27 protein-coding genes are annotated in these 24,702 nt (G+C 72.4%); 5 read left to right on the top strand and 22 right to left on the bottom strand.

The window, feature by feature from the left end; translation table 11 throughout:
• Nucleotides 1–130: 130 nt before the first annotated feature.
• The 5 genes from OG990_RS17665 to OG990_RS17685 all read left to right on the top strand — a co-directional run bounded on the left by OG990_RS17665 (nucleotide 131) and on the right by OG990_RS17685 (nucleotide 3,254).
• Nucleotides 131–1,048, top strand: a complete 918-nt coding sequence (locus tag OG990_RS17665; RefSeq protein WP_406081552.1) for an NADP-dependent oxidoreductase — start codon at nucleotides 131–133, stop codon at nucleotides 1,046–1,048.
• 157 nt (nucleotides 1,049–1,205) lie between these two features.
• Nucleotides 1,206–1,667, top strand: coding sequence for a GNAT family N-acetyltransferase (locus OG990_RS17670; protein WP_406081553.1), 462 nt, complete (start codon nucleotides 1,206–1,208; stop codon nucleotides 1,665–1,667).
• Nucleotides 1,668–1,702: 35 nt separating this feature from the next.
• Nucleotides 1,703–2,176 (top strand): GNAT family N-acetyltransferase, encoded by a 474-nt coding sequence (locus OG990_RS17675; protein WP_406081554.1) that lies wholly within the window; start codon nucleotides 1,703–1,705, stop codon nucleotides 2,174–2,176.
• A 212-nt stretch (nucleotides 2,177–2,388) separates the two neighbouring features.
• Complete coding sequence (locus tag OG990_RS17680; RefSeq protein WP_386991670.1) at nucleotides 2,389–2,814, top strand: DNA-binding protein; 426 nt, start codon at nucleotides 2,389–2,391, stop codon at nucleotides 2,812–2,814.
• Between the two features lie 86 nt (nucleotides 2,815–2,900).
• The gene (locus OG990_RS17685) at nucleotides 2,901–3,254 is read left to right on the top strand and encodes an MmcQ/YjbR family DNA-binding protein (protein WP_355605879.1); all 354 of its coding nucleotides are present in this window, start codon (nucleotides 2,901–2,903) and stop codon (nucleotides 3,252–3,254) included.
• 46 nt (nucleotides 3,255–3,300) lie between these two features.
• On the opposite strand, the gene argH is transcribed toward OG990_RS17685, so the two are convergent.
• The 22 genes from argH to ribD all read right to left on the bottom strand — a co-directional run bounded on the left by argH (nucleotide 3,301) and on the right by ribD (nucleotide 24,682).
• Nucleotides 3,301–4,764 carry an argininosuccinate lyase gene (gene argH / locus OG990_RS17690; protein ID WP_328426469.1) on the bottom strand — a complete coding sequence of 488 codons (1,464 nt, stop codon included), beginning with the start codon at nucleotides 4,762–4,764 and terminating at the stop codon, nucleotides 3,301–3,303.
• A gap of 8 nt (nucleotides 4,765–4,772) precedes the next feature.
• Complete coding sequence (locus tag OG990_RS17695; RefSeq protein ID WP_406081555.1) at nucleotides 4,773–5,984, bottom strand: argininosuccinate synthase; 1,212 nt, start codon at nucleotides 5,982–5,984, stop codon at nucleotides 4,773–4,775.
• A complete protein-coding gene (locus OG990_RS17700) occupies nucleotides 5,981–6,496 on the bottom strand; it encodes an arginine repressor (RefSeq protein ID WP_328414161.1) in 516 nt (171 codons plus the stop codon). The genes OG990_RS17695 and OG990_RS17700 overlap by 4 nt, the downstream gene beginning before the upstream one ends.
• Nucleotides 6,493–7,437, bottom strand: coding sequence for an ornithine carbamoyltransferase (gene argF, locus OG990_RS17705; RefSeq protein WP_328414158.1), 945 nt, complete (start codon nucleotides 7,435–7,437; stop codon nucleotides 6,493–6,495). The genes OG990_RS17700 and argF overlap by 4 nt, the downstream gene beginning before the upstream one ends.
• Complete coding sequence (locus OG990_RS17710; RefSeq protein ID WP_406081558.1) at nucleotides 7,434–8,705, bottom strand: acetylornithine transaminase; 1,272 nt, start codon at nucleotides 8,703–8,705, stop codon at nucleotides 7,434–7,436. Before OG990_RS17710 ends, argF begins: the two co-directional genes overlap by 4 nt.
• A complete protein-coding gene (gene argB, locus OG990_RS17715) occupies nucleotides 8,702–9,589 on the bottom strand; it encodes an acetylglutamate kinase (RefSeq protein ID WP_386991679.1) in 888 nt (295 codons plus the stop codon). The genes OG990_RS17710 and argB overlap by 4 nt, the downstream gene beginning before the upstream one ends.
• The gene (argJ, locus tag OG990_RS17720) at nucleotides 9,586–10,758 is read right to left on the bottom strand and encodes a bifunctional glutamate N-acetyltransferase/amino-acid acetyltransferase ArgJ (protein WP_406081559.1); all 1,173 of its coding nucleotides are present in this window, start codon (nucleotides 10,756–10,758) and stop codon (nucleotides 9,586–9,588) included. The genes argB and argJ overlap by 4 nt, the downstream gene beginning before the upstream one ends.
• A complete protein-coding gene (gene argC, locus OG990_RS17725) occupies nucleotides 10,755–11,756 on the bottom strand; it encodes an N-acetyl-gamma-glutamyl-phosphate reductase (RefSeq protein WP_406081560.1) in 1,002 nt (333 codons plus the stop codon). Before argC ends, argJ begins: the two co-directional genes overlap by 4 nt.
• A 165-nt stretch (nucleotides 11,757–11,921) precedes the next feature.
• Nucleotides 11,922–14,501, bottom strand: coding sequence for a phenylalanine--tRNA ligase subunit beta (gene pheT, locus OG990_RS17730; protein ID WP_406081561.1), 2,580 nt, complete (start codon nucleotides 14,499–14,501; stop codon nucleotides 11,922–11,924).
• Between the two features lie 40 nt (nucleotides 14,502–14,541).
• The gene (pheS, locus tag OG990_RS17735; protein ID WP_406081563.1) at nucleotides 14,542–15,609 is read right to left on the bottom strand and encodes a phenylalanine--tRNA ligase subunit alpha; all 1,068 of its coding nucleotides are present in this window, start codon (nucleotides 15,607–15,609) and stop codon (nucleotides 14,542–14,544) included.
• A 218-nt stretch (nucleotides 15,610–15,827) separates the two neighbouring features.
• Nucleotides 15,828–16,625 (bottom strand): TrmH family RNA methyltransferase, encoded by a 798-nt coding sequence (locus OG990_RS17740; protein ID WP_406081565.1) that lies wholly within the window; start codon nucleotides 16,623–16,625, stop codon nucleotides 15,828–15,830.
• Between the two features lie 83 nt (nucleotides 16,626–16,708).
• On the bottom strand, nucleotides 16,709–17,101 hold the full coding sequence (rplT, locus tag OG990_RS17745) for a 50S ribosomal protein L20 (protein WP_281583696.1): 393 nt from the start codon (nucleotides 17,099–17,101) through the stop codon (nucleotides 16,709–16,711).
• 32 nt (nucleotides 17,102–17,133) lie between these two features.
• Entirely contained in the window at nucleotides 17,134–17,328 is a 195-nt protein-coding gene (rpmI, locus tag OG990_RS17750; RefSeq protein ID WP_328414139.1) for a 50S ribosomal protein L35, read from the bottom strand.
• A 20-nt stretch (nucleotides 17,329–17,348) separates the two neighbouring features.
• Nucleotides 17,349–17,999 (bottom strand): translation initiation factor IF-3, encoded by a 651-nt coding sequence (gene infC, locus OG990_RS17755; RefSeq protein ID WP_328414137.1) that lies wholly within the window; start codon nucleotides 17,997–17,999, stop codon nucleotides 17,349–17,351.
• Nucleotides 18,000–18,444: 445 nt separating this feature from the next.
• Nucleotides 18,445–18,918 (bottom strand): PH domain-containing protein, encoded by a 474-nt coding sequence (locus tag OG990_RS17760; RefSeq protein ID WP_406081568.1) that lies wholly within the window; start codon nucleotides 18,916–18,918, stop codon nucleotides 18,445–18,447.
• Between the two features lie 375 nt (nucleotides 18,919–19,293).
• Nucleotides 19,294–20,139 (bottom strand): ATP phosphoribosyltransferase, encoded by an 846-nt coding sequence (gene hisG, locus OG990_RS17765; protein WP_328414130.1) that lies wholly within the window; start codon nucleotides 20,137–20,139, stop codon nucleotides 19,294–19,296.
• A 47-nt stretch (nucleotides 20,140–20,186) separates the two neighbouring features.
• The gene (locus OG990_RS17770) at nucleotides 20,187–20,468 is read right to left on the bottom strand and encodes a phosphoribosyl-ATP diphosphatase (protein WP_328426468.1); all 282 of its coding nucleotides are present in this window, start codon (nucleotides 20,466–20,468) and stop codon (nucleotides 20,187–20,189) included.
• An 8-nt stretch (nucleotides 20,469–20,476) separates the two neighbouring features.
• On the bottom strand, nucleotides 20,477–20,974 hold the full coding sequence (gene ribH, locus OG990_RS17775) for a 6,7-dimethyl-8-ribityllumazine synthase (protein ID WP_328414128.1): 498 nt from the start codon (nucleotides 20,972–20,974) through the stop codon (nucleotides 20,477–20,479).
• Between the two features lie 2 nt (nucleotides 20,975–20,976).
• Entirely contained in the window at nucleotides 20,977–22,242 is a 1,266-nt protein-coding gene (locus tag OG990_RS17780; RefSeq protein WP_328414126.1) for a bifunctional 3,4-dihydroxy-2-butanone-4-phosphate synthase/GTP cyclohydrolase II, read from the bottom strand.
• A gap of 37 nt (nucleotides 22,243–22,279) precedes the next feature.
• On the bottom strand, nucleotides 22,280–22,969 hold the full coding sequence (pnuC, locus tag OG990_RS17785) for a nicotinamide riboside transporter PnuC (RefSeq protein ID WP_328414124.1): 690 nt from the start codon (nucleotides 22,967–22,969) through the stop codon (nucleotides 22,280–22,282).
• Nucleotides 22,969–23,619 (bottom strand): riboflavin synthase, encoded by a 651-nt coding sequence (locus tag OG990_RS17790; RefSeq protein ID WP_406081570.1) that lies wholly within the window; start codon nucleotides 23,617–23,619, stop codon nucleotides 22,969–22,971. The genes pnuC and OG990_RS17790 overlap by 1 nt, the downstream gene beginning before the upstream one ends.
• A gap of 1 nt (nucleotide 23,620) precedes the next feature.
• A complete protein-coding gene (ribD, locus tag OG990_RS17795; RefSeq protein WP_328426466.1) occupies nucleotides 23,621–24,682 on the bottom strand; it encodes a bifunctional diaminohydroxyphosphoribosylaminopyrimidine deaminase/5-amino-6-(5-phosphoribosylamino)uracil reductase RibD in 1,062 nt (353 codons plus the stop codon).
• Nucleotides 24,683–24,702 lie beyond the last annotated feature (20 nt).

Consider the following 24,702-nt stretch of genomic DNA (forward strand, 5'->3'; position numbering starts at 1 on the left):
CGACACCCTCGCGCCACAACCGCTACCGATCAGCGTGGTAAGACGCCCAGGCGAGCGCCGCTAATGCTGTTAAAACGAAATTTGCTCCTCGTGACCGTGCGAACGAGGACTGGATAAAAGGAGGTACCAGATGAAGGCGATTGTGGTGACGGACGAGGCTGCGGGAACGGCCGGGATGACGCTGGTGGAGCGGCCCGAGCCGGAACCGGCGCTGAACGACGTCGTCGTTCAGGTTCATGCGTCGGGATTCGTCCCGACTGAGATGGCGTGGCCCTCGACCTGGACCGATCGCCTCGGCCGTGACCGGACGCCGTCGATCCCTGGGCACGAGCTGGCCGGAGTGGTCACCGCTCTCGGCTATGGCACGACGGGACTGTCTGTGGGACAGCGGGTGTTCGGCCTCACGGACTGGACTCGCGACGGCACCCTGGCGGAGTATGTGGCCGTCGAGGCGCGTAACCTCGCGCCGCTGCCCGCCGCCGTCGACTTCACGGTGGGCGCGAGCCTGCCGATCTCGGGCCTGACCGCGTGGCAGGGACTGTTCGAGCACGGCCGCCTTCAGACGGGGCAGAGCGTCCTCGTGCACGGCGCGGCCGGCGCAGTCGGTTCGATGGTGACGCAGCTCGCATGTGAGTTCGGCGCCTACGTCATCGGCACCGGACGCGCTGCCGACCGTCAGACCGCGCTCGACTTCGGCGCGCAGGAGTTCGTCGACCTCGGCAACGACGCCCTGGAAGACGTCGGCGGAGTCGATCTGGTTTTCGATGTCATCGGCGGTGACATCGGGAAGCGGTCCGCAGGCCTGATTCGAGCCGGAGGAACGCTGGTGTCTGTCGTCGGGCCGCCCGAGGCGCGGCCCGCGGACGGCCTGGCGGTCGATTTCGTCGTCGTGTCCGATCGCGCCCAACTGGGCGAGATCGTCCGGCGGGTGCGGGACGGACGACTGCGGACGAACATCGGCAACGTCGCGACCCTCGACGACGCCGTCGCCGCCTTCAACCCGACCGAGCGGATCAAGGGAAAGACGATCATCCGCGTTCGCTCGTAAGGACTCGGCACACCCAAGCACGAGAACGACCCCGCAGGAGCGAGAAGTACGTCGATGGCTGGGCCTTCACGTCCCGTCGACGACATGCGGCTGGGCGAGTACGACTACCGCCACGACCCGGGAGAGATCTGATGACCATCAACGAAGGCACACCCCGATGACCGACCCAACCGAGCCGACCCGCTACGCCGTCGAGTACCCCGACGAGGCCGGATACCCCGACGAGAAAGGCACCCTCAGCCAGGACCAGGCCGTCCTCATCGACGAGGTAATCGACGATCCCCACGCCCCCGCGTTCGACTTCCAAGTCGTCAACGACGAGAAACTCGGCATCTACGACGCCATCGTCGGGGACCGAGAGGTGGCCGGGCTGACCTACAACGTTGCCGGAGACGACCGACTCGTGCTGGTGGCCACCTCGGTGTTCCCCGAGTTCCGCAAACAGGGCATCGCCACCGAGCTGATCCGACGCGTCCTGGACGACGTGCGCGTGCAAGGCAAGACGGTCACCATCAGGTGCCCGATCGTGCGCACCTTCATCGAGCACAACCCCGAGTACGCCGACCTCATCGACCCCGAGCACCCGGGAGTGACCCAGGTTCACACCCATTTGTCCTAAACCCACCTATTAGCTCCCCCAACAGAAATGTGACAATGACGATCAATCTCGAGGCCGAGGCGGCCACCCGGGAAGAGAACAACGCGGCGCTCATCGCTGCTCTGAACGAGACAAGTCTCAGCGAGGTGGAATCCAGCTGGGAGCTCGATGTCATCAACGACGCGGAGCGCGGTCGCTGGATCGCCGCCCTCGGCGCCGAAGCGATCGCCGAGCTCCCGTACCGGTTCGTGGGCGGCCGTGTCGTGCTGCTAACGACCTGGGTCGACCCCGCCTACCGACGCAATCGGGTGGCCACGGAGCTCATCGCTCGCGTGCTGGACGAGATCCGCGAGAGCGGGAAGAAGATCACCGTCATCTGCCCGGTCGTGGGTGAGTTCATTGCCCGCAACCCGGAATACCTCGATCTCATCGACAAGGTCCATCCCGGCGCTGGCGCCTACCCCCAGCACGAACCCGCGGAAGGCGACCACGACGAGGAGCTCACCGCGTTCGAGAACGACATGACCTAGCCGTCCGGCGTTCAGACGTCGTTCGAGTCGTCCAGCGGGTCCGGGATGGGCGACTGCGGACGAACATCGGCCACGTCGCGACCCTCGACGACGCCGTTGCCGCCTTCAACCCGACCGGGCCGGTCAAGGGCAAGACCATCCGGCCGTCGGCGCGGTCGGGCGGCTTTCAACATTCTGTTGACAAGACTCCGTTGATGAGCTGTGATCGGACCATGACGACCGACGACCCGTTCACCGCGCCGAACCCGGCTCGTGTCCGCGCCCACCGCACCCACGAGGCGCTGCAACGGATCAGCGAGCGACACGCCGGCACCGACGCTCAGCGAGGGCGCTGGGCGCATCCGTACGTGCTGGACCCGTGGGAGGCGGTGGCCCTGGTCACCGCCCTGGCCGCGGGTGGAGCCGAGCGGGAGCCCACGGAGGAGCCGGTCGACGGCGCCGACCTCACGGCCGCGCTGACCCTGCTGCCGCACGTCCGCGCGGAGTTGGATGCCCTGGAAGCCGGGCTGTTGACGCTGGCCCGCGACCGGGGGCTGACCTGGCAGGCCATCGCGTACGGGCTGGGCCTGGGCAGCGCGCAGGCCGCCCGACAGCGCTACGAGCGGGTCGCCGCCCGCTCGGCCGAGCAGACACGCTGACGGCGTGGCGACCCGCCCGGCCGACTGGCATGCCGCACGCCGGCCGGGCGCGCAGACTGTGCGCACGACGATTCCGGGAGGCACCCATGGAGCGCGCGGAGATGCTGGCGTACTGCCTGGCCAAGCCGGGGGCGTGGCTGGACCGGCCATGGGAGGGCGACGAGGTGGTGAAGGTCGGCGGCCGGATCTTCGCCTTCCTCGGCAACGGCGAGGGAAACCCGACGGTCGGGGTGAAGTGCGGCCAGACCCGTGAGGTCGCCGACGAGTGGCTGCACCGCCACCCCGACGACGCCCGGGTGATGGCCTACATCGGCCGGTCCGGGTGGAACACCCTGCGCCTGGACGGCGGGATCGACGAGGACGAGCTCACCGAGGCGGTCGACGCGTCGTACGACATGGTGGTGGCCAAGCTCCCGAAGCGGGAGCGCCCGACGGCCTGAACGGACCGCGGCGCCGGCGGCGAGTCGCGCCGGCGCCACGTTGGGATCAGCGGGGTACGACCCGCTCGGTGGCCCACTCCCGCCAGCCGACCAGCCGGTCCGCGGCGGCGGCCAGTTGGTCGGCGACCGGGCCGGGGCCGGTGGAGCCGGGGGTGGTCCGGGCCGCGAGGGCCGAACGGACCGAGAGCACATCGCGCACCGACGGGTCGAGGTGCTCGCTGACCGCGGCCAGATCGGCGTCGGAGACCTCCTCCAGCTCGCACTCCCGGACCGCGCAGAGCGCCACCAGCCGGCCGGTGATCTCGTGCGCGTCACGGAACGGCACGCCCCTGCGGACCAGCCAGTCGGCCACTTCCGTGGCCAGCGAGAAGCCGACCGGCGCGGCGGCCACCAGCCGGTCCACCCGCACGGTCATCGTGGAGATCATCCCCGCCAGCGCCGGCAGCAGCAGCTCCAGGGTGTCGACCGCGTCGAAGGCCGGCTCCTTGTCCTCCTGCATGTCCCGGTCGTAGGTCATCGGCAGACCCTTGAGCATGGTGAGGACGGCCATCAGGCCGCCGACCAGCCGGCCGGACTTGCCCCGGGCCAGCTCGGCGATGTCCGCGTTCTTCTTCTGCGGCATGATCGACGAGCCGGTGGCGAACGCGTCGTCCAGCTCCACCCAGCCGAACTCGTGCGAGGTCCAGAGCACCACCTCCTCGCCGAGCCGGGACAGGTGCACCCCGATCAGGGCGGTGGTGAAGAGGAACTCGGCGACGAAGTCCCGGTCGGCGACGGCGTCCATCGAGTTGGCGAACGACGTGCGGAAGCCCAACTCCTTGGCCACGGCCACCGGGTCGAGCGGCAGCCCGGAGCCGGCCAGCGCGCCAGCGCCCAGCGGGCTGATCGCCGCCCGGTGGTCCCAGTCACGCAGCCGCTCCAGGTCCCGCAGCAGCGGCTGCACGTGGGCGAGCAGCCAGTGCCCGAAGGTGACCGGCTGGGCGTGCTGCAGGTGGGTCATGCCGGGCGCGGCGGTGTCGACGTGCCGCTCGGCCTGCTCGACCAGCGCATCGGCCAGCTCGACCAGTCGGCTGGCCACGCCCCGGGCGTGGTCGCGCAGGTAGAGCCGCAGGTCGGTGGCGACCTGGTCGTTACGGGACCGGCCGGCGCGCAGCTTGCCGCCGAGGCTGCCCAGCCGCTCCAGCAGCCCGCGCTCCAGCGCGGTGTGCACGTCCTCGTCGTCGACCGTGGGACGGAACGCCCCGGAGGCGCAGGCGGCCTCCAGGTCGTCCAGGGCGGCCAGGATCCGGCCCAGCTCGTCGGGGTCGAGCAGGCCGGCCCCCGCCAGCACCCGGGCGTGCGCCCGGGAACCCGCGATGTCGTACGGGGCCAGGCGCCAGTCGAACTGCACGCTCACCGACAGCCGGGCGAGCGCCTCGGCGGGGCCGCCGGCGAACCGGCCACCCCACAGGCTCGTCCGGTTGGTGGCGGCGCTGTTCTCGGTCAGGCTCTTGTCGTCCACGCCGCCCATTGTGGGGGTCACTGGCCGGTGCCGCCCAGCCGGGCGTTCCGCGCGGCGGCCATCCGGCTCGGCAGGCCCCACAGCTGCACGAAACCCTTGGCCAGGGACTGGTCGAAGGTGTCGCCGGTGTCGTAGGTGGCCATTCCGAAGTCGTAGAGGCTCGCCTCGGAGCGCCGGCCGGTGACGGTGGCCCGGCCGCCGTGCAGGGTCATCCGCACCTCGCCGCTCACGTGCTGCTGCGCGTCGTCGATGAACGCGTCCAGCGAGTCCTTCAGCGGGGAGAACCACAGGCCGTCGTAGACCAGCTCACCCCAGCGCTGGTCGACGCCCTTCTTGAACCGGGCCAGGTCCCGCTCCACGGTGACCGCCTCCAGTTCCTGGTGGGCGGTGATCAGCGCGATCGCGCCGGGAGCCTCGTACACCTCGCGGCTCTTGATGCCGACCAGCCGGTCCTCGACCATGTCGAGCCGGCCCACGCCCTGCGCCCCGGCGCGCCGGTTCAGCTCCAGGATCGCCTGGTACGGGGTGACCGTCTCACCGTCGATGGCCACCGGTACGCCGGCGTCGAAGGTGATCACGACCTCGTCGGCGTCGCGGTCCTGCGCCGGGTCGTCGGTGTACGAGTAGAGGTCCTCGATCGGGGCGTTCCAGATGTCCTCCAGGAACCCGGTCTCCACCGCGCGTCCCCACAGGTTCTGGTCGATGGAGTACGGCGACTTCGCCGAGACGTCGATCGGCAGCCCCTTCTCCTCGGCGAAGGCGATCGCCTTGTCCCGTGTCCAGGCGAAGTCCCGGGCCGGCGCGATGATCTTCAGGTCGGGGGCGAGAGCGTTCAAGCCCACCTCGAACCGGACCTGGTCGTTGCCCTTGCCGGTGCAGCCGTGCGAGACGATCGTCCCGCCGTACTGACGCGCCGCGGCCACCAGGTGCTTGACGATCAGCGGCCGGGACAGCGCCGAGACCAGCGGGTAACGGTCCATGTAGAGGGCGTTGGCCCGGATGGCCGGCAGGCAGTAGTCGGCGGCGAACTCGTCGCGCGCGTCGACCACCTCGGACTCGGCGGCGCCGCAGTCCAGCGCGCGCTGCCGGATGGCGTCAAGGTCCTCGCCGCCCTGCCCAACGTCGACCGCTACCGCGATCACCTCGGCGCCGGTCTGCTCGGCCAGGTAAGGAATGGCGACGGAGGTGTCCAGCCCTCCGGAGTACGCCAGGACGACCCGCTCGGTCATGGTGTGGTGCTCCCTTCAACGTTGTCTTCCCTGCGGGCCCAGCCGGCGAGCTTCTCGCCGAGTGCGGCCCCGCCGACGGCCTCGCGGGCCACGACGAGGATGGTGTCGTCGCCGGCGATGGTGCCGACGATCTCGGGCAGGCCCGCTCGGTCCAACGCGCTGGCCAGGTATTGGGCTGCGCCCGGTGGGGTGCGCAGCACGGCGATGTTGCCGCTGGAGTCGACCCCGTTGAGCAGCTCGCGCAGCAGCCGCACCAGCCGGGCGGGGGCCGCCTCGGCGTCGCGCAGCGGCCGGTGGCCGTCCTCGGGGATCAGGTAGACCGCCGGCCCGTCGCCGCCGCGCACCTTGACCGCGCCGAGCTCCTCCAGGTCCCGCGAGAGGGTGGCCTGGGTGACCCCGACGCCGTCGCTGGCCAGCAGGTCGGCCAGTTCGGTCTGCGAGCGGACCACCCGGTCGCGGATCAGCTCGACGATCCGGGCGTGCCGGGCGGCGCGGGTCAACGGGGCGGTCATCGGGTCTCCCCGGTTACGACGTCGGCCCCCAGCAGGAAGGTCAGCAGCGCCTTCTGGGCGTGCAGCCGGTTCTCGGCCTGGTCGAAGACCGCGCTCTGCGGGCCGTCGAACACCTCATCGGTGATCTCCTCGCCCCGGTGCGCGGGCAGGCAGTGCAGCACGAACGCGTCCGGCGCGGCCTGGCCGAGCAGTTCCTTGTTGACCTGGTACGGCAGGAACGGGGTGATCCGGTCCAGCCCGTCGTCCTCCTGCCCCATCGAGGTCCAGGTGTCGGTCGCCACCACGTCGGCGTCACGTACCGCCTGGCCCGGATCGGTCAGCACCCGCACCGACCCGCCGGTGCCGGCGGCGATCTCCGCCGCCCGGTCCACCACGGCCGGGTCCGGTGCGAAGCCGGCCGGCCCGGCGATCCGCACGTGCATCCCGGCCGTCACCCCGGCCAGCAGGTACGACTGCGCCATGTTGTTGCCGCCGTCCCCCACGTAGGTCAGCGTGCGGCCGGCCGTGCCACCGCACCGCTCGCGAACGGTCAACAGGTCGGCCAGCAGTTGGCAGGGGTGGAAGCCGTCGGTGAGTGCGTTGATCACCGGCACGCTCGCGCCCGCGGCCACCTCGGCGATCCGGTCGTCGCCGTGGGTGCGCAGCACGATGGCCGCGACGTAGCGGGACAGCACCCGCCCGGCGTCGGCCAGCGTCTCGCCCCGTCCGAAGTGGGTGAGCTGGGTGTCCACGATGAGGGGGTGGCCGCCCAGCTCGGCGATCCCGGCGTCGAACGAGATCCGGGTCCGCAGGCTCTGCTTGTCGAAGAGCACCGCCACCGAGCGCGGCCCGGCCAGCGGCCGGTGGCCGAACCGGTCCGCCTTCATCCGCGCGGCCAGGTCGAGCACCGTGGCCTGCTCGGCGGGCGAGAGGTCGTCGTCGCGCAGGAAGTGCCGGGTCATGGGGTCGTTCCCGTCGTGGCGGTGGCGGTGGTCGGCGCGGAGTTCTTGGCAGCTGCCGACCCCTGGGAGGGCAGGTCCCCTCCGAGATCTGTGGCAGCGGCGGGGGTTGACGCGTTCAGGGCGGCGGGCAGCGCGGCGAGGAAGGCGTCCACCTGGGCGGTGGTGAGGATCAGCGGCGGGGCGAGCCGGACCACGCCCGGCTGCACCGGGTTGACCAGGAAACCGGCCTCGCGCAGCGCCTCGGACAGCACCGGCGCCACCGGCGCGGTGAGCGCCACACCGAGCAGCAACCCGGCGCCCCGCACCCCGGCGACCAGCGGGTGGTCCAACGCCTCGATCCCGCGGCGCAGCCGCTCGCCGACCCGCTTCACGTGGTCGAGCAGCCCTTCGTTGGCGATGGTCGCCACCACGGCGAGCGCGGCGGCGCAGCTGACCGGGTTGCCGCCGAAGGTGGTGCCGTGTGAGCCCGGGGTGAGCAGGTCAGCGGCCCGGCCGAAGGCCAGCGTGGCGCCGAGCGGCAGCCCGCCGCCCAGCCCCTTGGCCAGGGTGACCACGTCCGGCTCCACGCCCTCGGCCTGGTGGGCGAACCAGTGCCCGGTACGACCGATGCCGGTCTGCACCTCGTCGAGCACCAGCAGCGCGCCGTGCCGGGCGGTGATCTTCCGCGCCGCGGCGAGGTAGCCGGCCGGCGGTACGACCACGCCGGCCTCGCCCTGGATCGGCTCCAGGATCACCATGGCGGTGGCGTCGGTGACCGCCGCGTCGAGGGCGGCGACGTCGCCGTAGTCGACGTGGGTCACGTCGCCGGGCAGCGGGCGGAACGGGTCGGCCTTGGCCGGCTGGCCGGTCAGCGCGAGGGCTCCCATGGTGCGGCCGTGGAACCCGCCCCGGGTGGCGACCACGTGGCTGCGGCCGGTCCGCCGGGAGAGCTTGAACGCCGCCTCGTTCGCCTCCGCGCCGGAGTTGGCGAAGAAGACCCGGCCGGGCCGGCCGGCGAGGGCCAGCAGCAGCTCGGCCAGCGCGACCGGCGGCTCGGCGACGTAGAGGTTGGAGACGTGCCCGAGGGTGGCGACCTGCTTGGAGACGGCGGCCACCACGGCCGGGTGGGCGTGGCCGAGCGCGTTCACCGCGATCCCGCCCACCAGGTCGAGGTACTCCCGGCCGGCGTCGTCGACCACGACCGCACCGGCGCCGGAGACCAGCGCCAGCGGCGGGGTGGCGTAGTTGTCCATCATGGACTGGCCCCAGCGCTGCACCAACGTGCTCATGCCGCAATCACCATCGTTCCGAACCCTTCCGAGGTGAAGACCTCGAGCAACGTGGAGTGCGCCACCCGACCATCGACGACGTGTGCGGCAGGCACTCCCCCGCCCACCGCCCGCAGGCAGGCCTCCATCTTGGGCACCATCCCCGATTCGAGACTGGGCAGCAGCTTCGCCAGGTCGTCGGTGTTGATCTCCGAGATCAGGCTGGTGGTGTCCGGCCAGTCGGCGTACAGGCCGGCCACGTCGGTGAGCACGACCAGCTTGCGGGCCTGCAACGCGACGGCCAGCGCGGCGGCGGCGGTGTCCGCGTTGAGGTTGTGCAGCACACCGTCGGCGTCCGGCGCGACCGTGGAGATCACCGGGATCCGGCCGGCCCCGATCAGGTCGGTCACCGCCGACACGTCGACCGACTCGACGTCGCCGACCTGGCCGACGTCGACCGGCAACCCGTCCACGTACGCCGGGCGGCGTACCGCGGTGAACAGCCGGGCGTCCTCGCCGGAGAGACCCACGGCGAACGGGCCGTGCGAGTTGATCAGCCCGACCAGCTCCCGGCCCACCTGCCCGACCAGGACCATCCGGACCACGTCCATCGCCTCGGCGGTGGTCACCCGCAGCCCACCCCGGAACTCGCTGGCGATGCCGAGCCGGCCCAGCATGGCGGAGATCTGCGGGCCGCCGCCGTGCACCACCACGGGCTTGAGGCCGGCGTAGCGCAGGAAGACCATGTCGGCGGCGAACGCCCGCTGCAGCTCGGGGTCGGTCATGGCGTTGCCGCCGTACTTGACCACCACCGTGGAGCCGGAGAAACGAGCCAGCCAGGGCAGCGCCTCAATCAGCGCCTCCGCCTTGACCTGTGCCCGGGTGAGGTCGGTGCTGAGGCTCATGTGGAGTACGCCGAGTTCTCGTGCACGTACGCGTGGGACAGGTCGTTGGTCCAGATCGTCGCGGCCGCTGTGCCGGCGTGCAGGTCGATCCGGATGGTCACGTCCCGCCCGGTCAGGTCGACCTTCGAGCGGTCCTCGGCGGCGGCGCCGGCCTTGCACACCCACACCTCGTTGACCGCGACGTCCACCCCGTCCGGCTCGAACGCGGCGGCGGTGGTGCCGACGGCGGCGAGGATCCGGCCCCAGTTCGGGTCGTTGCCGAACAGCGCGGTCTTGACCAGGTTGTTGCGGGCCACCGAGCGGCCCACCTCGACCGCGTCGTCCTCGTCGGCCGCACCGACCACGTCGATGGCGATCTGCTTGGTGGCACCCTCGGCGTCGGCGATCAACTGCTGGGCCAGGTCGTGACAGGCCGCGGTGACCGCGGCGGTCAGCTCGGCCGGGGTCGGCTCGATGCCGCTCGCGCCGCTGGCCAGCAACAGCACCGTGTCATTGGTGGACATGCAGCCGTCGGAGTCGACCCGGTCGAAGCTGACCCGGGTGGCCGCGCGCAGCGCCTCGTCCAGGATCGCCGGCCCGGCCACCGCGTCGGTGGTCAGCACACAGAGCATGGTGGCCATCCCCGGCGCGAGCATCCCGGCGCCCTTGGCCATACCGCCGACCGTCCAGCCGCTGCCCCGGGCCACCGTGGTCTTCGGCCGGGTGTCCGTGGTCATGATCGCCTCGGCGGCGGCCGAGCCGCCGTCACGGGACAGACCCCGGATCGCCGAGCGGACTCCGGGCAGCAGCTTCGGCATCGGCAGCCGCTCACCGATCAGGCCGGTGGAGCAGACCGCCACCTCGCCAGCGCCGAGGATCAGCCGTGGGCTGACCGAGGTCAGCGCGGCGGCGGTGTGCTCGGCGGTGGCGTGGGTGTCCTGGAAACCGGCCGGGCCGGTGCAGGCGTTGGCGCCACCGGAGTTGAGCACCACCGCGCGGACCACGCCGCCGTGCACGACCTGCTGGGTCCAGCGCACCGGTGCCGCCTTGACCCGGTTGGTGGTGAAGACCCCGGCGACCCCGGCGTCCGGGCCGTCGTTGACCACCAGCGCGACGTCCGCGCCACCGCTGGCCTTCAGCCCGGCGGCCACCCCGGCCGCCCGGAACCCGCGAGGGGTGGTGACGCTCACGGGGCGACCCCCCAGACGGAAAGCCCTGTCGTCTCCGGCAGGCCGAGCATCAGGTTGGCGTTCTGGACGGCCTGGCCGGCCGCGCCCTTGCCCAGGTTGTCCAACGCGCTGAGCACGATCAGACGGCCGGAGTCGACGTCGACGGTGGCCTGCAGGTGGCAGGAGTTCGAGCCGAGGGTGGCGCCGGTGTGCGGCCAACGACCCTCGGGCAGCACGTGCACGAACGGCGCGTCCGCGTACGCCTGGGCCAGTACCTGCTGCGGGTCGACGCCGCGCGCCGGCGTCGCGGTGACCGTGGCCAGGATGCCGCGCGACATCGGCGCCAGCACCGGGGTGAGCGACAGGCCGGTCGCTCCGGCGGCCTGCTTGATCTCCGGTACGTGCTGGTGGGTGCCGACCCGGTACGGCGACAGGTCCCCCATCACCTCGCTGCCCAGCAGGTGCGGCTTGGTGGCCCGCCCGGCGCCGGAGGTGCCGGAGGCGGCGACCACCACCACGTCGGCGGGGCTGGCCGCACCGGCCGCGATCAGCGGCGCGAGCGCCAGGGTGATCGCTGCGGCGTAGCAGCCGGTGTTCGCCACCCGGGTGGAGCCGGCGATCAGCTCCCGCTGGCCGGGCAGCTCGGGCAGGCCGTAGGTCCAGTGGCCGGCGTGCGTACCGCCGTAGTACTGCGCCCAGGCGTACGGGTCGGCGAGCCGGTGGTCGGCGCCGAGGTCCACGATCCGGACATCGGCCGGCAATTGGGCAGCAAGAGCCGCCGACTCACCGTGCGGCAGGGCCAGGAAGACCAGGTCCGCGTCGGCCAGGGTCGCCGGGTCGGTCTCGCCGAGCACCAGGTCCAGACCGGTGAGCTGCGGGTGCACCACGTCGACGCGGTGCCCGGCCTGGCGGTGCGCGGTGGCAGCGACCAGGTCGAACTCCGGGTGCCCGGCGACCAGGCGCAGCAGCTCGCCCCCGGCGTAGCCGCTCGCTCCGGCGACCGCGACTCGGATTCCCATACTCACCTCCGCATGACTATGCAACGAAGGTTAGCAGCCATGATCAGCCGTTGCAACTTCATACAGGCGAGTGCATGGAGATGAGAGGGTGACGCGCGGCACACCCGATACGGACGTGTCCTCCGTCGGACCAGCCGACGGAGGACACGCCAGTGTCAGATCGCCTCAGGCGCCGCGCAGGATCGCCCCCACGCGCTCCGCCGCGACGGCGACCGCCGCGTCGCGGGCGGCCACCGCCTCCTCGACGGTCAGCGTCCGGTCCGGCGCCCGGAAGGTGAGCTTGTAGGCCAGCGACCGGCGACCCGCACCGAGCTGCTCACCGGCGTACACGTCGAACAGCCGCACGTCCTCCAGCAGCTCGCCGGCGCCCGCCTCCAGCGCCCGGCGCACCTGCTCCGCCGGCACCGAGTCGTCCACCACCAGGGCCACGTCGATCAGCGCCGGCGGGAAGCCGGAGACCGCCGGGGCGGGCGTCACCGGCGCGGACGGCAACGCGTCCAGGTCCAGCTCCATGGCACAGGTACGGCGGGGCAGCTCCAGCGCCGCCACCACCACCGGGTGCAGCTCGCCGGCATGTCCGACGACCGTGCCGTCGACCCGCACCTCGGCACAGCGGCCCGGGTGCCACGGGGCGTACTCGGCAGCACGCACCTCGACCCGCTCGGCCGGAACGCCGGCGGCGTCCAGCACGTCGCGGGCCGCCTCGATCGCGTCCGCCCAGCCGGCCGGCCGACCCGGACCCCACCAGCCGGCCGGGTCGAGGTCACCGGTCAGCACCACCGCGACGTGCACCGGCTGCGCCGGCACCACCGCGTCGGCGGCCGCGAACTCCGCGTCGGTGGGACGCCGGTCCACACCCATCGCCGGCGGGCTGCCGGCGTCCACCCGCGGGTGGAAGACCGCACCGATCTCGGAGAGCGCCAGGTCGCGAAGACCCCGCCCGAGGTTGCGCTTGAGGATGCCGAGCAGCGGGCCGAGCAGCGTGGTACGCAGCAGCGGCTCCTCCTCGGACAGCGGGTTGGCCAGCCGCACCGCCTGCCGGCGCGGGTCGTCGGCCGGCAGCCCGAGCAGGTCGGCCAGCTCGGACGACACGAACGGGTGCGCGAGTACCTCCACGTACCCCCGCTCGGCCAGGGACCGGGCGATCGCCCGGCGCCGATGCTGCCCCGGAGTCAGCCCACGGCCGGGAGGCGCGGTCGGCAGCACCGACGGCACCCGGTCGTACCCGTCGAGGCGGACCACCTCCTCGACCAGGTCGGCGGGGTCGGTCAGGTCGGGCCGCCAGCTCGGCGGGGTGACGCTGAGCGCGACCCCGGCGCCGCTGGCCATGCCGACCGAGCCCGGGTCCTCGGCCAACCGGTCCGCACCCTGGGCGACCGTGCAACCGACCCGCTCCAGCAGGGCGACGACCCGCGCCGGCGGGTACTCGACGCCGATCCGCCGGGTGGGCAGGTCCGCCGGCAGGCTGATCGGGGTACGCGGCCGGACGTGATCGATGTCCAGGATCTCCGCGCCGGGCGTGCCGCCGCCGTGCTCGGTGAGCAGCCGCACCGCCCGCTCCAGCGCGACCAGTGGCAGGGCCGGGTCGACGCCACGCTCCCAGCGCTTCGCGGCCTCGCTGAACAGCTTGTGCCGGCGGGCGGTCCGCCCGACCATCGCCGGGTCCCAGTGCGCCGCCTCGAAGAGCACATCGGCGGTGCCGGCGATGACCTCGCTGGTCTCACCGCCCATCACCGCGGCGAGCGAGATCGGGATGCCGGCACCCTCGCCCGCGCCGGGGTTGGGCAGCCCAGCGTCGCAGATGACCATGTCGTCGGAGGCGAGCACCCGCAGGACCCCGTCCAGGGTGGTCAGCTTCTCCCCCGGCTCGGCCCGGCGCACCACCAGCGCCCCCACGATCCGGTCGGCGTCGAAGGCGTGCATCGGCTGGCCCAGCTCCAGCATCACGTAGTTGGTGATGTCGACCGGCAGCGAGATGCTGCGGATGCCGGCGGTGACGAGCCGCTGCTGCATCCAGGACGGTGTGGGCGCGGTCGGGTCGACGCCACGGACCAGGCGGGCGGCGAACCGGTCGCAGCCGACCGTGTCGCGCACCTCCACCGGGTACGCCGGTTCGGGCGTGCCGCCCGGTGCGGGCATCAGGGCCGGGTCACGCAGCGGCACGTCGAACGCGTGCGACAACTCGCGGGCCAGGCCGCGCAGGCTCAGCGCGTACCCCCGGTCCGGGGTGATCTCCAGCTCCAGCACCACGTCGTCGAGGCCGACCACCGGCCGCGCGTCGTCGCCGGGCTTGGCCGCCACGTCCGGCGGCAGCACGATGATGCCGGAGTGGTCGTCGCCCAGGCCCAGCTCCTTCGCCGAGCAGATCATGCCGGCGGAGTTGTACCCGTACGTCTTGCGGGCGCCGATGGCGAAGCCGCCGGGCAGCACACCGCCGGGCAGGATCACCACCACCCGGTCGCCAGGGGCGAAGTTGCGCGCTCCGCAGACGATCTCCTGCGGCTCGCCGGTGCCGTTGGCGTCGCCCACGTCGACCCGGCAGAACCGGATCGGCTTCTTGAAGCCGGTGAGCTCCTCGATCTCGCGCACCTCGCCGACGACCAACTGGCCGGTGACGGTCTCCCGCAGGTCCACCACGGACTCGACCTCGATGCCGAGGTCGACCAGGGCCTGCTCCAGGTCACCGGTGGGCAGGTCGGCGGGGAGGTCGACGTACTCCCGCAGCCAACTGACAGAAACTCGCATGACTTCAGACCACCGTTCCCGTGTCTCGTACCCGCATCGCCTACGCCCCGGTCCCGAGCGCGCGGCTGAACCGCACGTCGCCCTCGAAGAGATGGCGGATGTCGCTCACCCCGTGCCGGATCATCAGGGTCCGGTCGATGCCCATGCCGAACGCGAATCCGGAGTAGACCTCCGGGTCCACGCCGCAGGCGCGCAGCACCCGCGGGTTGACCATCCCGCAGCCGCCCCACTCGACCCACTGGGGGCCGTCGCGGTGCTCCGGGAACCAGACGTCGAACTCCGCCGACGGCTCGGTGAACGGGAAGTAGTGCGGCCGCCACCGGGTCTTCGCCTCCGGGCCGAAGATCGCCCGGGCGAAATGGTCGAGGGTGCCGCGCAGGTGGGCCATCGTGATGCCCCTGTCCACGACGAGACCCTCGGCCTGGTGGAAGACCGGGCTGTGGGTGGCGTCCACCTCGTCGGTGCGGTAGACCCGGCCCGGGCAGATCACGTAGATCGGCGGCTTGCGGCTGAGCATGGTGCGGGTCTGCACGTTCGAGGTGTGCGTCCGCAGCACCAGGCCGGAACCCTCCGGTGCGATGTGGAAGGTGTCCATCAGCCCGCGCGCCGGGTGGTCGGCGGGGATGTTCAACGCGTCGAAGTTGACCCACTCCAGGTCGACCTCGGGGCCTTCGGCCACCTCGTAGCCCATCCCGACGAACAGGTCGCTGACCGACTCCATCAGGGTGTTCAGCGGGTGCCGGGCGCCGCGCGGACGGCGGTCGTACGGCAGGGTGACGTCCACCCGCTCCTCGACCAACACCCGCTCGGCCTGCTCGCGCTCCACGACCTCGGCGCGGTCGGCGTAGGCGGTCTCGATTGCCCGGCGGGCCTCGTTGACCCGCTTGCCGGCGTCGGACTTCGCGGCCGGTGGCAGCGCGCCGATCTCCCGGCGGGCCAGCGAGACCGGAGACCGGTCACCGAGGTGCGCGGGGCGTAGCGCGGTCAGCGCGTCCGGGTCGGCGGCGGCCGTGAACGCCTTCGTGGCGTCGGCGACGGCCTCGGCCAGGGCGGCCGGGTCGAGTAGGGCGACCTGCTTCGGGTCGTACGGATCGTTGCGGTAGCTCATGGCGTACGGGCACTCCCTCACGGCGGCGCCAGCCCTCACCGGGGCGGCTAAGCGAGTCTACGGACGCGCGGCTGCGCCGCAGCCCGCCGGTAGGAGTTGTGCAGGGAGCAGGTCAGACCCGCCGCCCACCGACACCGGCGGGCTGGCTAAACGAACGCCGTGGCGCGTTCATCGACGGAGACTCCCCTGCTGATCTGTCGCGCCGGGTGAGGCCACCATCAGCGCTGTGCTCTCGCCGAAGCGTACAGGCAGACCGCGGCGGCCGCAGCCAGGTTCAGGCTCTCCGCACGCCCGTGCAGCGGCACCCGGACCCGGGCGTCGGCAGCGGCGGTCAACTCCTCGGGCAGCCCGTGCGCCTCGGAGCCGAACAGCCAGGCGGTGGGCTCGGCGAGCCGTCCGGAGTCGGCCAGGTCGTCCAGGTCGCTGTCGCCGTAGCCCGTGGTGGCCAGCACGGTCAGCCCGGCGGCGCGTAGTGCGCCGACCACCTCGACCGGGTCGGCGGCGCGAACCACGTCGACGTGGAAGAGGCTGCCGGCGGAGGCCCGCACGCACTTGCCGTTGTACGGGTCGACGGCGTCGCCGCCGAAGACCACCGCGCCCGCCCCGGCGGCGTCGGCGGTGCGCAGCACGGTGCCGGCGTTGCCCGGATCACGGATCTCGGCGAGCACCGCCACCAGACGGGGCCCACCCGCGAGCGCCTGCTCCAGCGGCACGTCCAGGTGCCGGCAGACAGCGACCAGCCCCTGCGGGGCGACCGTCTCGGCCAGCGCGGCGAGCGCCTCGTCGGTCACCTCGGAAACCGGCACGTCGGCTCGGGCCGCGGCAGCGGCCAACTCCGCGTACCGGTCGAGGGCGGTGGGCGTACCAAACAGCTCGGTGACCACCCCGGGCCGGGCCAGCGCCTCGCGGACCGCCTGCGGTCCCTCGGCCAGGAAGCGGCCGGTGGCCTCGCGGTCCCGGCGGCGCTGCAACCGGCGGGCGGCGACAACCCTGGGTGTACGCGGGGTGAAGGCCATGGTGTGTGGTCCTCCGGCACGATTGAGGCGCCCCCCGGACGGCGGTGCCGACACGGGAGACGCCTCGCTCTTGTGCGCGGGGATCAGGCGGCCTGGGCCGCCGCGCCGCCGGTGCCCTCGGCCGCGACCGCGGCCCGGGCCAGCTCGACGATCGCCGCGAAGGCGGCGGCGTCGTTGACAGCCAGGTCGGCCAGGATCTTGCGGTCGACCTCGATACCGGCCAGACGCAGGCCCTGGATCAGGCGGTTGTAGGTCATCCCGTTGGCCCGGGCACCCGCGTTGATCCGCTGGATCCACAGCTGCCGGAAGTCGCCCTTGCGGTCACGACGGTCCCGGTAGGCGTACTGCATCGAGTGCAGCACCTGCTCCTTGGCCTTGCGGTACAGCCGGGAGCGCTGACCGCGGTAACCACTCGCGGACTCCAGCAGGGTACGACGCTTCTTCTGGGCGTTTACAGCCCGCTTGACGCGTGCCATCTCAACTCCTTCTTACGTAAAGGTGGCGCGCGTCAGCGGCCGAGCAGCTTCTTGATGCGCTTGACGTCGGCCTTGGCAAGCACGACCGTGCCGGTCAGCCGGCGGGTGTGGGTGGAGGGCTTCTTCTCCAGGTTGTGGCGGAGGCCGGCCTGCTGGGCAACGATCTTGCCCTTGCCGGTGACCTTGACCCGCTTACCCATACCCGTGTGGCTCTTCATCTTCGGCATGTGGAACGTCTTCTCCCCTGTTACTCGCCGCTGGTGTCGGCGGCGGTGCCGGTATTACCGGCTGCTGCGGTCTCGCCGGCCGCCGCGGTCTCATCGGCTTCCGGAGCGGCGGACTCGTCCGCTGCCCGGTCCCGAGGTGCACCGCGGGACGCCGTTGCGGCAACCGCGGAGGCCTTGACGGCCCGATGCGGAGCGAGAACCATGATCATGTTTCGACCGTCCTGCTTCGGAGCGGCCTCGACGTATCCCAGTTCCGTGATCTCGGATTCGAGCCGGCGCAGGAGCCGGTAGCCCAGCTCCGGGCGGCTCTGCTCGCGACCGCGGAACATGATCGTCACCTTGACCTTGTCGCCCGCCTTGAGGAACCGCACCACGTGACCCTTTTTGGTCTCGTAGTCGTGCGGGTCGATCTTCGGCCGAAGCTTCATTTCCTTGATGACGGTCTGCTGCTGGTTACGCCGCGCTTCGCGCGCCTTCAGTGCGCTCTCGTACTTGAACTTGCCGAAGTCCATGAGCTTGCACACCGGCGGGCGCGCCATCGGCGCAACCTCGACCAGGTCCAGATCGACGTCCGCGGCCAGCTGAAGGGCGCGCTCCAGTGGGACGATGCCCACCTGCTCACCCTCGGGGCCGACCAGTCGGACCTCACGTGCCCGGATCTGCTCGTTCACGCGTGGTTCGACGCTGATGGGGCCTCCTCGAGTCGTTTCTGCTTTCGTGCCGACCCCGCGGCTCCCGGGTGGGAACCGACCCGGAAAGCAGAAGGCCCCGGCATACGCCAGGGCCCGCTCGACCGGCCGGCACGATCATATGATCGCGCATCCGGCACCGGGACATGCCCGGAACCGGGGACCGGACCCGGCCACCGTAGCGGCGACTCGGGTGGGAGCAGGCGCTCCGCTTTCGTGGCTGTCTGCTCGCACGCGGAGACAGCCTGGTCGACTCGATAACACTACACCCCTGACCCGGTCGCCCCCAAACCGGACACCACCCACCACCTGCTGCCCGCCCGAAGGTCGACCGATCACCCGCCCTGGCCCCCGGCGGTGTGACGCCATAGGCCGGTGCAACCCGGCGCGACCCGCAGCGCGGATTGGTGGCGGGGGGCGGCGTGGGTTAGCGGCCGGTGGCGCGGTCGGCTAGGCGAGCCTGGTGCGCTTCGTGCAGCCGGCGCAGCGAGCGGACCCCCTCGACGGCCGACTCCTTGTCGGCGGCCTGCAAGGCGACCATCGGCATCAGGTCGTCGTCGTACAACTCGAGGCTGGCCCACGGCGCGCCCCGGTCGAACCGGACCCCCCGGACGACCTCCCAGGGCAGCTCGTACGAGCTGATCACGTTGCGCACCCGGACACCGCGCGCGTCGGCCTCGACCCGGGGGCGGGTGAACAGCAGGAAGGCCAGCGCACCGAAGATGCCCAGACCGATCATGGCCAACTGGTCGCCGCGCTGGAAGCTGCCGTAGCCGTTGCCGGTCGGGCCGCTCAGCGATGTGGCCACCAGACTGAACACCACCACCAGCGCGACCGCCGCAGACCAGCAGACCACTCGGATGCGGCGGGGCTTCAGGCGGACCAGTTCGGTGTCACTCACCCCACCAGTCTGCCATCCGCCCTCGTCCGACGACCGCACCACCCGCCGGAGCCGAGCCGCGCCGAGGCCGCCGAGCCGACCGCGCGTCGCTGCGGAAGATCACGCTCGATCCGGGATCTAGTGGCCTCGGCCGCGCCGGAGGCCACTACTTCCATGTTCGTGCGTGATCGTCGCGCGGCCACTCACGCCGGCAGGTGCCGCGCGGGCGGTAGATCGACTCGATTTCGGCGATGTGGGGGTGTCCCGAGCGGGCCGACACCCCCACATCGGCGATCCCGAGTCGATCAGGCAGGTCGACCGCCCGAGTGCGCTGCGCAGGCGGTCAGGCAGCGCTACGCAGGCGGCCAGGCAGCGGCCAGGCGGCCAGACCGGCGGTCAGAGCCGGCAGGCGTGGATGTTGGTGACCAGGATGGCCCGGGCGCCCAGCTCGTACAGCTCGTCCATGATCCGGTGCACGTCATCGCGGAGCACCATGGCCTGCACCGCCACCCAGCCCTCGCGGTGCAGCGGCGACACGGTGGGCGACTCGATGCCCGGGGTGAGCCCGCTGGCCCGGTCCAGCAGGCCGGCCGGCACGTCGTAGGCGAGCATCACGTAGCGGCGGGCCACCAGCACACCGTGCAGGCGGCGCAGCAACTGCTCGGCCTGCGGGTGCGCCGGTGCGGCGGCCCGACGGACCAGCACCGCGGAGGAGCGCAGCAGCGGCTCGCCGAAGACGACCAGGCCGGCCTGGCGCAGGGTGGCGCCGGTCTCCACCACGTCGGCGATCACGTCGGCGACGCCGAGCCGGACGGCGTTCTCCACCGCGCCGTCGAGGCGGATCACGTCGGCCTTGACGCCTACCTCGCCGAGGTGCCGCTCGACCAGGCCCGGGTACGCGGTGGCGATCCGGTGCCCGCCCAGGTCCTGCACGGAGGCGATGTCGTCGGGGCGGGCGGCGAAGCGGAAGGTGGCCCGGCCGAAGGCGAGGTCGACGACCTCCTCGGCCGGCGCGGCCGAGTCGATCAGCAGGTCCCGGCCGGTGATACCGAGGTCGAGGTCACCGGAGCCGACGTAGGTGGCGATGTCCTTGGGGCGCAGGTAGAAGAATTCGACGTCGTTGGCCTCGTCCCGGCAGATGAGGTCCTTGGGGTCGGTGCGCTGGCGGTAGCCCGCCTCGCGCAGCATCTGGGCGGCCGGCTCGGCCAGGGTGCCCTTGTTGGGAATGGCGACACGCAGCATGACGGAGTGCTCCTTCGATCGCAGTTCTGATCAACGGGTGGGGGCACTCACAGATGTCGGTAGACGTCCTTGAGCTCGAGACCGCTGGCGAGCATCAGCACCTGGACCTGGTAGAGCAGCTGGGAGATCTCCTCGGCGGTGCGCTGCGGCCCCTCGTGCTCGGCGGCCATCCACGACTCGGCCGCCTCCTCGACGACCTTCTTGCCGATGAAGTGCACCCCCTTGTCCAGGGCGGCGACGGTGCCCGAGCCCGGGGTGCCGGCGGCGGCCTTGGCCTGCAGCTCGGCGAACAACTCCTCGAACGTCTTCACGGAACCCGATTCTTCCAGTCGGCCGGTCAGCCGCCGAAGCCGACCCGCTGACCGTTGCTGGCCAGCGTCCGGACGGCCAGCGCGGCGTCCAGCGCGGCGACGGTGGCCGACCAGCCCTTGTCCTCCGCCGAGCCGGGCAGCCCGGCCCGGTCCCGGGCCTGCTCGATGGTCTCCACAGTGAGCACACCGTGCGCCACCGGCTTGCCCTCGTCCAGCGCCACCCGGGTGAGCCCGTCGGTGACCGAACGGCAGACGTAGTCGAAGTGTGCCGTGGCGCCACGGACCACCACGCCGAGTGCGACCACCACGTCGCAGCGGCGCGCGAGGGCCTGGGCCACCACCGGCAGCTCGACCGACCCGGCGACCCGGGCCACCACCGCCCGCGCGCCACACGCCTCGGCGGCGGCGACGGCCCGCTCCAGCATGTGGTCGGTCAACTCGCCGTGCCAACGGGCGGCCACCACCCCGACGGTCATCCCGGCCGCGTCCACCGCGTCGACGCCCGGCTCCCCGAAACCCGCCATGTTTATGCTCCGATCTCGTCGCTGGCAACCGCACGCCCCGTGGGAGCCTCGGTCACCTCGTCCAACTCGTCCAGCAGGTGACCCATCCGGTCCCGCTTGGTGCGCAGGTAGCGCAGGTTCTCCGGGTGCGCGCCGGCCGGCAGTCCCTCCCGGCCGGTGATGGTCAGCCCGTAGCCCTCCAGCCCGGCGCGCTTGGCCGGGTTGTTGGTGAGCAGCCGCATCGAGCGCACGCCCAGGTCGTACAGGATCTGCGCGCCGGTGCCGTAGTCACGGGCGTCCGCCGGCAGGCCCAGGTCGAGGTTGGCGTCCACGGTGTCCCGGCCCAGGTCCTGCAGCTGGTACGCCTGCAGCTTGTGCAGCAGCCCGATGCCGCGCCCCTCGTGCCCGCGCACGTAGAGCACCACGCCCCGGCCCTCCTGCCCGACCCGGGCCAGCGCGGCGTCCAGTTGCGGCCCGCAGTCGCAGCGCAGTGAGCCGAACACGTCCCCGGTGAGGCACTCGGAGTGCACCCGGACCAGCACGTCCTGGCCGTCACCGAGGTCGCCCAGCACCATCGCGATGTGTTCGGCCGGGTCGTGCTCGGCGCGGTAGCCGAGCGCCCGGAACACCCCGTGCCGGGTTGGCATCCGGGCGTCGGCGACCAGCTCGACCTGCTTCTCGGTCCGCCGCCGGTAGGCGATCAGGTCGGCGATGGTGATCAGCGTGAGGCCGTGCTCGGCGCAGAACTTCTCCAGGTCCGGCACGCGCATCATGGTGCCGTCGTCGTTGACCAGCTCGCAGAGCACGCCCGCCGGGCGCAGCCCGGCCAGCCGGGTCAGGTCGACCGCCGCCTCGGTGTGTCCCGGCCGGCGCAGCACCCCGCCCTCGCGGGCGCGCAGCGGCACCACGTGCCCGGGTCGGGCCAGGTCCGTGGGGTCGGTGGTCGGGTCGGCGAGCAGCCGGATGGTGTGCGCGCGGTCGGCCGCCGAGATGCCGGTGCTGACCCCCTCCCGGGCGTCCACGGTCACGGTGTACGCGGTGCCGCGGCGGTCCTGGTTGGTGTGGTGCATCGGCGGCAGGTCGAGCCGGTCGCACTCGCTCTCGGTCAACGGCACGCAGACGTAGCCGGAGGTGTGCCGCACCATGAAGGCCAGCAGTTCCGGCGTGGCCAGCTCGGCCGCGAAGATCAGATCGCCCTCGTTCTCCCGGTCGGCGTCGTCGACCACGACGACCGGACGACCGGCCGCGATCTCGGCGACCGCCTGCTCGATGCTCGCGAAGGTGCTCATGCCGGCACCACGGCGCTGGACCTGATGATTCGCTCGCTCATGCGACAGCCTCCGTGTAGGTGGGCGGGATCGAGGCGACCGGACGGACGGCGCGCGAGGTGCGCCACCAGGCGGCGAAGCCCCAGGCGCAGAAGGCGCCATAGATCAGGTACATGACCGCCGACGGGTAGAACCCGCCGCGCAGCAGCAGTGGCACGCCGACCGCGTCCACCGCGATCCAGACCAGCCAGAACTCCACCCAGCCGCGGGCCATGCCGTAGGTGGCCAGCAGGCTGCCGGTGAGGATCCAGGCGTCCGGCAGCGGGCCCCAGGAGCCCAGCGCGGCGAGCACCGGGTACGCCACGGCGGTGCCGACGGCGGCGGCCAGCAGCATCGCCAGCCGCTCCCGCCCGGTGGCCCAGCGCGGGAGCACCGCGGCGTGCCCGGCGCCGGCGCTGCGGTTGCGCTGCCAGCGCCACCAGCCGTAGACGCTGACCGCGAAGAAGAACACCTGCCGGCCGGCCTGCCCGTACAGGTCGTGCGCCTGCGGGGTGGCGAACGCCCCGCCGAGGAAGACAGTGAACAGCAACGCGTTGCCGATCATGCCGACCGGCCAGGCCCAGACCAGCCGACGCAGCCCGAGCAGCGCGGAGACCAGCCCGAACACGTTGCCGACGATCTCCCGGACCAGCACCGGCGAGCCGGCGATCTGCACCTGGGCGTCCAGCAGCCAGCCGAGCGGGCCCATCAGGCCACCCCGTCCAGGGCGGCGACGCCGCCGACCGGGCCGGTCGGGCCGTCGGCCAGCCGGGCGCCGAGCAGCCGCTCGACGTACTTGGCCAGCACGTCGACTTCCAGGTTGACCGGGTCGCCGACGCCCTTCGCGCCGAGCGTGGTCAGCTTGAGCGTGGTCGGGATCAGCCCGACGGCGAACTGGTCCGCGCCCACCTCGGCGACGGTCAGCGAGACGCCGTCAATGGTGATCGAGCCCTTCTCCACGACGTACCGGGACAGGGCGGCGGGCAGCCGGAACCGGACCGTCTCCCACTGCTCGGCCGGCTCCCGGGAGATCAGCTCACCGACCCCGTCCACGTGCCCCTGCACCAGGTGCCCGCCGAGCCGGCTGCCCAGCGCGGCGGCCCGCTCCAGGTTGACCGGGTCGCCGGGGCGCAGTGCGCCGAGCGCGGAGCGGCGCAGCGTCTCGCCCATCACGTCGGCGGTGAAGGTCCCGTCGGCCACCTCCACCACGGTCAGGCAGACCCCGTTGACCGCGATGGAGTCCCCGTGTCGGGCGTCGGAGGTGACCAGCGGGCCGCGTACGGCGACCAGCGCCGAATCGCCCGCCGTCGCCGTCACCCGGACGATCTCGCCCAGCTCCTCGACAATGCCGGTGAACATGTCAGCCCTCCCTCTTCCGAGGCAACGCGGTGATCCGCAGATCCGGACCGATCTGCGTAACGTCGACGTACTCCAGATCGATGGCCTCAGCGATGGTGGTCACGCCTGCGTCGATCAGCGCGGTCGGGCCGGCGCCGAGCAGCCGGGGCGCGACGTACCCGACGATCTTGTCGACCAGGCCGGCGGCCAGGAACGCGCCGGCCAGCCGGGGGCCGCCCTCCAGCAGCACCGCGCGGACGCCGCGCTGGTGCAGCGCCGCGAGCAGCGCCGGCAGATCGACGCGGCCGTCGGGGCCCGCGCCAACCTCGGCGGCGGTCGCGATCCAGGTCCGGGCGGCGCCGTCGCGGACCCGGGCGTCGGCCGGGGTACGCCCCGCGCTGTCCACCACGACCCGCAGCGGCTGCCGGATGGCGAGGCTGCCGTCGCGCAGGTTGCGGGCGGTCAGCCGGGGATCATCGGCGAGCACGGTGCCGACCCCGGCGAGGACCGCGTCGACCGTGCCGCGCAGCGCGTGCACGTCGATCCGGGCCGCCTCCGAGGTGATCCACATGCTGGTTCCGTCCGCCGCAGCGGACCGGCCGTCCAGGGTGGCGGCGTACTTCCAGATCACGTACGGCCAGCCGCGGCGCATCGAGGTCAGCCAGGCGACGTTGCCGGCCTCGGCCTCGTCGCCGCGTACCCCCAGGTCCACCCGGACCCCGGCGGAGCGCAGCGTGGCGGCGCCACCGGTGGCCACCGGGTTGGGGTCGGGCACGGCGATCACCACCCGGCCCACACCGGCCTGGACCAGCGCGTTGCTGCAGGGACCGGTGCGACCGGTGTGGTTACAGGGCTCCAGGGTGACCACTGCGGTGCCGCCGCGGGCCCGCTCCCCGGCCTGGGCCAGCGCGACGATCTCGGCGTGCGGGCCGCCGGCGTAGGCGTGGAAGCCCTCCCCGACGACCTGGCCGTCCGCGTCGAGCAGCACGCAGCCGACCACCGGGTTGGGGCTGGTTGTGCCCAGCCCGCGCGCCGCGAGTTCGATCGCACGCCGCATCGCCTCATCGACGGAGACGCTGGCCATCGCCTTGCCCCTGCCCTCTC

This window comes from Micromonospora sp. NBC_00858 (genome assembly GCF_045207365.1).
Classification (GTDB): Bacteria; Actinomycetota; Actinomycetes; order Mycobacteriales; family Micromonosporaceae; genus Micromonospora.